This window comes from Actinacidiphila sp. bgisy160, assembly GCF_965342435.1.
Lineage (GTDB): Bacteria > Actinomycetota > Actinomycetes > Streptomycetales > Streptomycetaceae > Actinacidiphila.
Genome location: NZ_CBDRCM010000078.1, coordinates 20,162 through 29,528, shown reverse-complemented (window position 1 = coordinate 29,528; position 9,367 = coordinate 20,162). Strand labels below are relative to the sequence as shown.

General features: G+C 70.4%; 8 protein-coding genes and 1 pseudogene. 1 reads left to right on the top strand and 8 read right to left on the bottom strand.

Translation table 11 applies throughout. From position 1 onward, the window contains the following. Positions 1-92: 92 nt before the first annotated feature. From ACRWNP_RS34605 to ACRWNP_RS34590, 4 genes are all read right to left on the bottom strand, one after another. Entirely contained in the window at positions 93-1,793 is a 1,701-nt protein-coding gene (locus ACRWNP_RS34605; RefSeq protein ID WP_431968569.1) for an acyl-CoA mutase large subunit family protein, read from the bottom strand. 151 nt (positions 1,794-1,944) lie between these two features. Beyond that, positions 1,945-2,280, bottom strand: a complete 336-nt coding sequence (locus ACRWNP_RS34600) for a DUF3817 domain-containing protein (RefSeq protein WP_431968567.1) — start codon at positions 2,278-2,280, stop codon at positions 1,945-1,947. A 58-nt stretch (positions 2,281-2,338) separates the two neighbouring features. Continuing rightward, positions 2,339-2,845 carry a MarR family winged helix-turn-helix transcriptional regulator gene (locus tag ACRWNP_RS34595; protein WP_319163135.1) on the bottom strand — a complete coding sequence of 169 codons (507 nt, stop codon included), beginning with the start codon at positions 2,843-2,845 and terminating at the stop codon, positions 2,339-2,341. A gap of 585 nt (positions 2,846-3,430) precedes the next feature. After that, the gene (locus ACRWNP_RS34590) at positions 3,431-4,654 is read right to left on the bottom strand and encodes an MFS transporter (RefSeq protein WP_431968566.1); all 1,224 of its coding nucleotides are present in this window, start codon (positions 4,652-4,654) and stop codon (positions 3,431-3,433) included. Positions 4,655-4,733: 79 nt separating this feature from the next. On the opposite strand from ACRWNP_RS34590, the gene ACRWNP_RS34585 reads away from it, so the two are divergent. Continuing rightward, entirely contained in the window at positions 4,734-5,708 is a 975-nt protein-coding gene (locus tag ACRWNP_RS34585; protein ID WP_431968564.1) for a DUF5937 family protein, read from the top strand. Between the two features lie 185 nt (positions 5,709-5,893). On the opposite strand, the pseudogene ACRWNP_RS34580 reads toward ACRWNP_RS34585, so the two are convergent. The 4 genes and pseudogenes from ACRWNP_RS34580 to ACRWNP_RS34565 all read right to left on the bottom strand — a co-directional run. Further along, a pseudogene (locus ACRWNP_RS34580) lies at positions 5,894-5,974 on the bottom strand (thiamine-binding protein); the annotation flags it as partial. 9 nt (positions 5,975-5,983) lie between these two features. Beyond that, a complete protein-coding gene (locus ACRWNP_RS34575) occupies positions 5,984-6,487 on the bottom strand; it encodes a hypothetical protein (protein ID WP_431968562.1) in 504 nt (167 codons plus the stop codon). Positions 6,488-6,597: 110 nt separating this feature from the next. Continuing rightward, positions 6,598-7,467, bottom strand: coding sequence for a hypothetical protein (locus tag ACRWNP_RS34570; RefSeq protein ID WP_431968560.1), 870 nt, complete (start codon positions 7,465-7,467; stop codon positions 6,598-6,600). A gap of 498 nt (positions 7,468-7,965) precedes the next feature. Next, on the bottom strand, positions 7,966-9,351 hold the full coding sequence (locus ACRWNP_RS34565) for a recombinase family protein (RefSeq protein ID WP_431968558.1): 1,386 nt from the start codon (positions 9,349-9,351) through the stop codon (positions 7,966-7,968). Positions 9,352-9,367: the final 16 nt, after the last annotated feature.

Below are 9,367 nucleotides of genomic sequence, written 5' to 3'. Positions count from 1 at the left end.
GCCGGATCCCCCCCTCCTCGGGGATCGGGGGTCGGCGGCCACGGCAGCGGGGCCCGGCCGGACCATCGTCCCGCCGGGCCCCGCGTCCTTCGTCAGAAGCGGGCCGGCTCGATGTAGCTGCCCCACTCGTCGCGCAGGGCGCCGCAGATCTCGCCGAGGGTGGCCTCCGCGCGCACCGCGTCCAGCATCGGCTCGATCATGTTGCTGCCGTCCCGGGCGGCGGTCAGCATCGCGTCCAGCGCCTTGCGGACGGCCGCGTCGTCGCGCTCGCCCTTGCGGCCGGCGAGCACGCGCACCTGCTCGCGCTCGACCTCGTGGCTGACCCGCAGGATCTCCAGGTCGCCGGTCACGGAGCCGGTGTGGCAGTTGACGCCGACGACCCTCTTGTCGCCCTTCTCCAGGGCGCGCTGGTACTCGAAGGCGGCCTCGGCGATCTGACCGGTGAAGTAGCCGTCCTCGATGCCGCGCAGGATGCCCGAGGTGATCGGGCCGACCGGGTGCCTGCCGTCCGGCACCGCGCGGGCGCCGAGCTCCTTGATCTTGTCGAAGATCTTCTCCGCGTCCGCCTCGATGCGGTCGGTCAGCGCCTCGACGTACCAGGAGCCGCCCAGCGGGTCGGCCACGTTGGCGACGCCGGTCTCCTCCATCAGCACCTGCTGCGTGCGCAGCGCGATCTCCGCCGCCTGAGCGCTGGGCAGCGCCAGTGTCTCGTCCAGGGCGTTGGTGTGCAGCGAGTTGGTACCGCCGAGGACCGCGGCCAGGGCCTCCACGGCGGTGCGGACGACGTTGTTGTACGGCTGCTGGGCGGTCAGCGAGACACCCGCCGTCTGGGTGTGGAAGCGCATCCACTGCGCCTTGTCGGTCTTCGCGCCGTACACGTCGCGCATCCAGCGGGCCCAGATCCGGCGCGCGGCGCGGAACTTGGCGATCTCCTCGAAGAAGTCCAGGTGGGCGTCGAAGAAGAAGGACAGGCCCGGGGCGAAGGTGTCGACGTCCAGCCCGCGGGACAGGCCCAGTTCCACGTAGCCGAAGCCGTCGGCAAGGGTGTAGGCGAGCTCCTGCGCGGCCGTGGAGCCGGCCTCGCGGATGTGGTAGCCGGAGACCGACAGCGGCTTGTACGCGGGGATGCGCGCCGCGCAGTGCTCCATCAGGTCGCCGATCAGGCGCAGGTGCGGCTCGGGGGCGAAGAGCCACTCCTTCTGCGCGATGTACTCCTTGAAGATGTCGGTCTGCAGGGTGCCGTTGAGCACGCCTGGGTCGACGCCCTGGCGCTCGGCGGCCACCAGGTACATGCAGAAGACCGGCACCGCGGGGCCGGAGATCGTCATGGAGGTGGTGACGTCGCCGAGCGGGATGTCCTTGAAGAGGATCTCCATGTCGGCGGCGGAGTCGATGGCGACGCCGCAGTGGCCGACCTCGCCCAGCGAGCGGGGGTCGTCGGAGTCGCGGCCCATGAGGGTGGGCATGTCGAACGCGACGGACAGGCCGCCGCCGCCCGCATCGAGGATCATCTTGTAGCGCTCGTTGGTCTGCTCGGCGTTGCCGAAGCCCGCGAACTGGCGGATCGTCCACGTACGGCCCCGGTAACCGGTCGGGTGCAGTCCGCGTGTGAAGGGGTACTCGCCGGGCCAGCCGATCCGCTCGAAACCGGGCACCTCGGCACCCGCGGGCGGGCCGTACACCGGCTCGACCGGGTCGCCGGAGAGCGTGCTGAAGTCGGCCTCGCGCTTGCGCGCGGCGTCATAGCGCGCCTGCCAGCGGCTGCGCCCCTCCTCGATGGCTGCAGCGTCCATGCCGTGTCTCCGCCTCTCTCGCCTGCCGGGCCGGTCCCCGCGCCACGAGGACGACCCCTACAAGGCGAAAATACTAGGACGTCCTAGTATTTGTCGACGGCGAATCCTCCCGTCCACCGAGGGAGGGGAGGAAACCGCAGGTCAGGCGGTGTCAGACCTTGACGGGTTCACCCGCGGGGGCCACCAGCGGGGCGACCTCGCGGCTCACCTTGCGCTCGACGAAGAACGCGGCGGTGGGGATCGTCCCGGCCAGCAGCACCCAGGCCAGCTTGCCGAGCGGCCACTTCGCCTTGGACCCCAGGTCGAAGGCGAAGACCAGGTACAGGACGTACAGCCAGCCGTGGGCGATGGCGACGACCCGGGTGAAGCCGGCGGCGCCGTCGACGTCCAGCACGTACTTGGCGATCACGCCGATGGTCAGCAGCACCAGCAGCACACCCGTCACGTAGGCGAGCGCGCGGTACCGGGTCAGAACACTCTGCTTCATGCGGACGAGCGTAACCGGTGCGATTCCGGCGCCTGCCCCGCCCCGGCCGTGGCGCGCGTCACTCCTCGAAGTCCCCCGCGGCTATGCGCAGCGGCCGCAGCAGGTCGAAGATCTCCGCGCACTCCTCGTCGTCGTACGCACCGAGCCCGAACTTCATCCCCATGAGGTCCTCGGTGGCGGCCTCGCACACCTCACGGCCCTTGGCGGTGATGGAGGCGAGCGTGCCGCGCCCGTCGTTCGGGTTGGGCCGCTTGGCGACGAAGCCGGCGGCGACCAGGCGGTCGACAGTGTTGGTGACCGAGGTGGGATGCACCATGAGGCGCTCGCCGATCTTGGACATCGTCAGCTCACCCTCCTTGCTGAAGGCCAGCAGGACCAGGGCCTCGTAACGGGCGAAGGTCAGCCCGTAGGGCTTGACGACGGAGTCGACCTGGGAGAGCAGGATCTGCTGGGCGCGCATGATCGACGTGATCGCGACCATCGAGGGCACGCGCCCCCAGCGCCGGGTCCAGATCTCGTCGGCACGGGCGATGGGGTCGAAGGGCAGGCTCAGCGGCTTGGGCACAGGCCCGAGCCTACCCGTCGGTCACATGCTGGGCAGCCGCGTCTCGCGGGGCGGACGCCGCCGTTCCGGCGGGAGTGCTCACCGCGGTCGCGGCGGTCCCCACCCGCCGCCAGGGTGCGCGTGATCATACGCCGAGCCCCCATCACACGTATTGCCGCGGTGTTTCAGCCACCCCGGCGGCGGATCCTGACCGGAAAGCCGCCCTCCCTGGGGAGGGTTTCCCCTACGCGTGGGACAGAGTTGTCACCCTTTGGGCCGGGAGATGGCCGCATGGGTCAGGGGTGCCGTCGCGCGAACCGGCCAAAGGATGGAATGCACCTGCCATTAACCCGTCATTCGGTGCGAGGCTCCTTGCCGCGCGGAACACCGCGCGTCCCCCACACCGCTCCGGGCGCCCAGCCGCCCGGAGTCCTCGCCCGTCGCCCCCAAGCGGCTCCGCCGAGCACAACGCGGTCGCCGCCGCACGGACCGGGGTCAACGTCAGCTGCCCCAGGACCGCTTGACCCGACCGGCACCCCCATCACTCGTGGCGCCGCGCACCGCCCCATCGGTTCGCGGCGCCATGAGCACGTGTCTCCGGCCGCCTCAGGCCGCGCCGACGGCACTCCCCCGCACCCGCGCCAGCACCACGAGCACGCACACCGACCCCGCACCCGCCGCCACCGCCGTCACCACATGCGGCGCCACGAACTCCGCCGCCGCACCCGCCGCTGCCATCCCCAGCCCCTGGATCGTCATCAACCCCGCCGACTGCAACGTCATCGCCCGCCCCCGCAACCCCTCCGGCACCGCCGCCACGAACCACTGGTCGAGCCCGAGGGTGTAGGCGGCCGTCAGGCCCGTGGTGAACATCGCGGCGACGGCCAGGGGCAACGAGGGGCGCAGCGCGAAGAGGGCGTACGGGAGGAGGGAGCACGCGGCCAGGGGGACGGTGAGGCGGGCACGGGCGGCCGGGGGCAGGAAGGCGCCCGCGAGGAGTTCCCCGACGACGGTGCCGACGGGCATCGCGGCCATGAAGAGGCCGAGGCCCGGGGTGCCGGCGCCGATGGAGTCGGTGTACGGCGCCGCGAGGGCCTCGGGGAACACCACGAAGAACGGCTGGATCCAGCAGAGCAGCAGCAAAGACCGCACGCGGGGGTCCCGCAGCAGACGGCCGCTGCCGCCGGCGGAGCGCGCCGCGCCGACGCCACGCGCGGGGCGTCGCGCGGTGCCGAGGCGCAGCAGCAGGGCGGAGCCGAGGAAGGCGACCACGGTGAGCCCCAGCGCGGCCCGGGGCGGGAGGAGGACGAGCAGGAACCCGCCGACGCCGAAGCCCACGATCTGCGCGCCCTGGGCGACCATGCGGATCAGGGACCTGCCCAGCACAAAGGTGTCGCCCGGCAGGATGTCGGCCAGGCTGGCGGCCCGGGTGCCGGTGAACACCGGGGCGATCATCGCCATGACGCACCGCAGGCCCAGCAGGACCGCGATCGGTGTTCCGGGCAGCACCATCCCGGCGGCGCAGGCCGCGCACAGCAGGTCGCACAGGACGAGCACCCGGCGCGGCGGGAAGCGGTCGGAGATCCCGGCGAGCAGGGTGCCGCTCAGCGCGTACGGCACGAAGCCGAGCGCGAAGGTGAGCGCGGTCAGCAGCGGCGACCCGGTGAGCCGGAAAACCAGCACGGACAGCGCGATCTCGGCGACCACGGTGCCCTGGAGCGACAGCACGTGGGCCGCGAAGACGGCCTGGAACTCCCGTACGGCGAAAACCGCGCGGTACCCGCGCGCGGCCGCCGGGCCGGCCCCGGTGGTGTCGGTGTTCAGCGTCATGCGCGCAGCCTGGCGGCCGGGAGGGGGCACGCCGTAGTGTTTCGGCTCCAGCCGAAAGTCGAGGACCAGGGGGCGTGCCGTGCCGTTCCGCATGCGCTTCGGACCGGACGACCTGCTGCGCTGCCGGTTCGCGCTCTCGCCGCTGTGGGAGACCGAAGGAGCGGTCCGCACCCTGAAGGAGCCCGGGCTGCAGACGTACCACCTGCCCTGGCTGCGGCAGACCCGTGAGGCGGCCCGGGCGCTGGACCTCACCCCGCTGTGGCTGCTGATGCCCCGCCCCGGCCACAGCCCGGACTTCCTGTGCCCGCCCCCGCAGGGCCCGTCGGCGGCCATCGAGGACGAACTCGCCCGGGTCCGGGCCACCGACCCGGAGGTCGCCCGACAGGACCTGGCCCGTTCGCTGGCGGACACCCCCGGCGCCGCCGACACCCCGCACGGGCGGACGATGCTGGCCGACCCGGCGGGCGCGGTGCTGGACCTTGCGGATCTGTACGAGCGGGCCTGGCAGACGCTGGTCGCCCCGTACTGGCCCCGGCTGCGCGCCGTGCTGGAGGCGGACATCGCCTTCCGCGCGCGCAGGCTCGCCGACGGCGGGCTGACGGGGCTCTTCGCCGACCTCCATCCGTCGCTGAGCTGGGCGGACGGCACCCTGACGCTGCACAAGCCGACGGAGCACGACCGTGATCTGGGCGGCGAGGGCCTGGTCCTGGCGCCCAGCGTCTTCGTGTGGCCGGACATCGCGGCGGGCTTCGACCCGCCCTGGCAGGGCACCGTCGTCTATCCCGCGCGCGGCATCGGCGGCCTGTGGCAGGCCCCGCAGGCCGCCTCCGAGGCCCTGGTGCGGCTGCTCGGCGCCAACCGCGCCGCCATCCTCGGCGGCCTGGGCGAACCGGCGACCACGACCGCGCTCGCCCACCGGCACGGCCTCGCCCTGTCGTCGGTGTCGGCGCACCTGGCGGTCCTGCGGGACGCGGGCCTGCTCACGTCGCGCCGCTACGGCCACCAGGTGCTGTACGAGCGCACCCCGCTGGGCAGCGCGCTGGCCGGCGACTGACCGTCGCCGCCGCACACGCGGGTGTGGGGGGTCATGGCGGAGGCGTGGCAAGGGGGGCCTGATCGGCTGTCCCGCCCTCTCGTGCTTTTCCGGCGCGAAGCGGCGCTCTGCGGACGGGAGGGTGGGGCCGGGCCCCACCCCCCCTGCGCATCCGGCGTCATTCCGCCTGAATGGCGCCTGACGCGCTACTGCGCGAGGTGGCGCTCTACGGTCTCGACCTTGGATGTGAGCCCGTCGGTGACCCCGGGGCGGATGTCGGCCTTGACCTACCCCCCTTACCTTCTTGGCGGCCCCGCGATGGGCGGCGGTTCCGCCAGGCGCACAACACGATCCGCTTCAACATCGAACCCGAGTACCGGATGACCGTAATCGCCCTCCGGATCCATCAGCACCGGCTTGCCCATCCGTCGACCGATGTCCCGCAGGAAACCGCAGAACAGATCGAGTCGCTCCTGTCCCTGAAGCTCCCGCAGATCCACATCGAAGTCGATCTGCTCCGGCGCATGGAAGCGGAAGATCGCCAGCACCTCGGTTGACGGCCAGACCCGCAGCTCAGGACATTCAGCGTCGGCCGAGCGGGAGAGCACGGTCTCCGCCCTGGGCACCGGCAGCACCGTCTCGCCCTCGGAGTACTGGCATTTCCAGCCGCGCTCACCGACGAGATCGAGGAGTGCCTGCCAGTCCTCCACTGAGGCATCTGGGACGCGCATGTCTGGCAGCGAACCCATCAGATCAGGATCGAAAAGGTACGCAACGTCATCCCACAGCAGATCAGACACCCCGCCATGCTGCCTGGCAGCCCATCCCGACGCAGCCCGATTTCCTAGATGTGGACGGTCACGCAATGCCCCAGGTGCTCGTGGGGGAGACGCCTCGATTGGGGCCAGGGTCAGTCCCACCAGAGCACGATGAGCAGGTGGCGCTTTGCTGCGTCGAGGCAGAAGTCCCGCAGGGCGTTGAAGTGCTTCAGCAGGTACTCACGCGGGCCGCCGATGATGTGGTCGGCCCCGTGGCCGATCAGGTATCCGGCTTCGCGCTCGTCGGTGGGCAGGGCGGCCAGGAGGGAGTGCATGTCGATCTGGTCGAGCAGTTCGGAGACACGCGCCACTTGAGCGCTGGACAGAGCCGTAGGGACAGGCCCGAACGGGCCGATGGCGTGCGGGTGCGTATTGAGGAAGCCCAGGTCGACAGCGGTGTCGCCGTCGGTGGCCTGGCGGAGAGCGTCAAGGCGAGCCTCATCGAGCCCGGACACTTCGCCCAGGCGGGCAAGCAAGGCCGGGGCCCAGTCCAGGTCCAGCACGTCCGATGCCGGCGGATCCCAGCGAGCATCACCGTCCGGTGACGCGCTGGCTGTCTGGCGGCAGGCGGCGAGATACACCGCCGGAATGCGGGCGAGCTGCTGGGTGACGGCCATGATGGGAGTATCTCGGCGATGTCCACCGGATTCTCTTGCGCTCGCTTGGGGCCGAGCACGATCAGCTGGACCACCCACGGCCACCGCCTCGGACGCCACGGTGCCGAGCGATTGCAGGGTCTCCAGCGCGACCGGAGCCGGCGGAGTGGCGATGGCGGCAGCGTCACGGCGCAGTGAGGCTACTTCCTGGCGTAGGAGCGCCCGCGCTCCCGCTTCGGCGTACGCCGCGTTGGTCTCGGCGCTGCTGGCGCGCCGCTCCAAATCTGCGCGCTGCTCCTCCGCCTCGATGGCGGGGGCGTAGTACCAGCGAAGTCCGTCGGCCACGTCCGACAGCCAGTCCCCCACACCCTTGCGGATCAGCGGAAGATCCCGCCACTCCCCGCCGGGTGTCGCCCAACTTGCCCCGTCCGCACGAACGGCAGCGGGTCACGAGCGTGGCCAGCGTGCTGAGCGGCAGTTTCCAGCGCGCGACGGGCGGCTACGTCGTCTATGTACTTCCTCAAGATTCGACTCCCTTGCAGTTACGTCCGAGCCTTGCCCTTCCCGCTGTCCGCAAGATCGCGCAGCGACCGAGGACCCCAACAGGTGACCGGAGGTGGATCAAAGGCAACCATTAGGTGGCTTTGCGAGTCCATAAAATCCCACGTCAACAGCAGAATAGGTGAAAGGAGAGACCAATTTAAACATCTCCCGCTGTAGGGCAAACCGAGAACGGTGTCACCATCGTCATTCGTCACTTCGGGCCGACAGCATCCACAGGGCTGCAGCGCCCGCAGGAACGCCCACGGCCCGCCACCGGAGGGGATTCCAGCAACGGGCCGTGAACGGCAGTCAGGCGAGCACCTACTCAAGTAGGCCGCTTTCCACCAGGGCGATGCCCTGCAGTTCGGCTTCCGCCCGGTCTTCTGGCCCCCACTCGATGCTCAGCCGCTCCGCCTGCTGCTTCGGCCACAGGGTCACCCGCAGGTGCAGGTCAGCGAGCAAACGGCTACGCGACTCCGGCGAAGCCTCCCATGCATCCGCCATGGTCCGGCCGGTGGGAACCTGGACCTCCCGCACCTCCGGGTCGTGAGCGGCCCGCAGAGCGGCGTAGGCGGCTTCTAGCTCTGCCTCCATCTCGCCGAGGGTCGCCAGCATCAGCGGCCCGGCGGTGGCCATGCGCTCCCCCAGTCGGCGGGCTTGCTCCTGAGCGGCGATCATCTCGGCAGAAAGATCGTTCCCACCTTCCAGTCGGACTACGTGCTCAGCGAACTGCCCCCAGGTATGCAGGAATTCGGCCTCCACCCGCTGATCCAGCGTCTCTGCGTAGATCGTCACGTGACCAGCCTTGCAGCGGTACAGCGGTACGCCCTTGTCGCTGGTTCCGCCATTGAGCCTGCCGTCGCAGCGATAGCAGAACGCCAGACCAGCAACCAGGGGAGTCGCCCGGCGGGGTGCACGGTCGGTGCCGGTGGCCAGCGCGAGTAGACGTTCCCGGACGGCCTTGGCTTCGGCGGCAGTCAGGATCGGGTCGGCGAACTGAACCGGCGTGACGCCATCGGCAGCCAGCACCAGGGCGCCTTTGTGGGCACGGTGACCCCGGAGCGTCGGCGACTTCAGGAGTCTGCGCCACTGGGGTTCAGACAAGCCGACCATGCGGGCGGTTCCCGCTACCGTGCCATCGCTGATCAGCTTGGCCACAGCAGCGCGGATGAGTTCGGCTTGCGCAGCGTCGACGGCGAGATAGGCCGCACCGTCCCGCCGGGTGATCTGGTATCCGAACGGCGCTCTCCCGCTGGACCACCGTCCTTGCGTCCGGCGCGTCTCGTGCCCTTCGCTGATACGAGCAGCGATCATGCTGCGTTCCCACTCAGCGAGTGCAGCGAGGACGTTCCCCACCATGCGGCCGGTTGGCGTGCTGGTGTCGATCGTGTTGTCTGTGGTCGCGATCTTGGCCCCGTAGGCTTCCGCCCACGCCACCAGCCGCAGGAACTCGCTCATGCTGCGGGCGTAGCGGTCCAGCTTCCATGCGATCACCACATCAGGCGTTGCCGCCATCAGCGCTGACATGCCCTTGCGCTGCTCCAGCGGCTTGGCTCCGCTGACGCCTACGTCTATGTACTCGACGGATGCGGCAGGGTCGTGCCCATGGGCGGTAAGCCACTGATGGGCAGCAGCGCGCTGAGTCTCGATTGAAGCGCTGTCGTCACTCTCGCGGGACAGTCGCAGGTAGATCGCCGTGCTGGTCATGCACTCGAAGCTACCT